Genomic DNA, 1,171 nt, shown 5'->3' on the forward strand with positions numbered 1-1,171 from the left:
TGTCTCGTGATCTTGTTCATGTCAGTTCGAGTTGTTGTTGACGAGTTTCTTCACGTTGGTCGCGACGAGTCGGATTTTGGCGAGGACCTTGCCGGCGGTCGCGATCCAGGTGAACGGTTTCGCGTTCTCGTTCCAGGAGTCGATGTAGTCGCGGATCTGCTTGATCAGGACGTTGACTCTGGAGAACGTGCCGCGGCGGATGGACTGCCGGGTCAGGATTCCGAACCAGATCTCGATCTGGTTCAGCTACGAGGAGCCGACGGGAGTGAAATGGAAGTGGACGTGCGGGTTCTTGGCCAGCCACTCCTTGACCTCTGGGGTGGTGTGCGTGGAGAGGTTGTCCAGGACGACGTGGGTGTCCTTCCCGGCGTGTGGTTTCACCGCCTTCTTGAGGAAGGTCAGGAAGTCCTTGCCATTCCGGGTCGGCCTGCACTCGCCGAGCACTTCGCCGGTGGTCACGTTCAGGGCGTCGAACAGGTTCGTGGTGCCGTGCCGGACGTAGTCGGCGGTGCGCTTCTCGCTCGCCGCGAACGCGACGGGCCGCACCGGCTGGGTTCCTTCCAGGGCCTGGATCTGCGTCTTCTCGTCGATCGAGAGGACCACCGCGCCGCCCGGCGGGGCCAGGTACAGGCCGATCACATCGGCCACCTTCGCTGCGAACGCCGGGTCCTTCGAAATCTTGAAGGTGCCGCTGCGGTGCGGCTTGAGGCTCTCCTCGCGCCAGAGGCGCGCGATGTAGTGCCAGGACACGGTGACGTTCTCGGTCCGCTCCAGGTACTTCGCCAACTCCCGTGTGGACCAGCGCGAAAGCCCCGTGCCGTCCGGCGGTGTCATACGCGTCAGCGCGATCACGCGGGCCCGTACCCATACCGGTACCTGCTCCCGTGCACCACCAGGACGCTCCCCGTCCAGCCCCGCCAGGCCGTGCTCGGCATAACGGGTCTTCCAGCGGTCCACGGTGGGCAGCAACCCCGAGCAACTCGGCAACGTCCTTGCGTCGGCGCCCCTCACCCGACCACAACACGATCCGGCCCCGCGTGGCGACATCCGCAGGCACGTCCCTGCTGTTCACCAACTCCCGCAACTCGGCGACCTGTTCCACGGAGAACTCCATACCAAGCGACCCTCCCACACAAGATCAAGTAACGCTAACGGAATCACGAGACACTAG

1 protein-coding gene is annotated in these 1,171 nt (G+C 64.0%); it reads right to left on the reverse strand.

What is annotated here, in order from left to right; genetic code table 11:
- Positions 1-246 precede the first annotated feature (246 nt).
- A complete protein-coding gene (locus ACFYMC_RS29815; protein WP_388531301.1) occupies positions 247-957 on the reverse strand; it encodes an IS630 family transposase in 711 nt (236 codons plus the stop codon).
- Positions 958-1,171 lie beyond the last annotated feature (214 nt).

Source organism: Streptomyces sp. NPDC006879 (assembly GCF_042869595.1).
GTDB lineage: Bacteria > Actinomycetota > Actinomycetes > Streptomycetales > Streptomycetaceae > Streptomyces.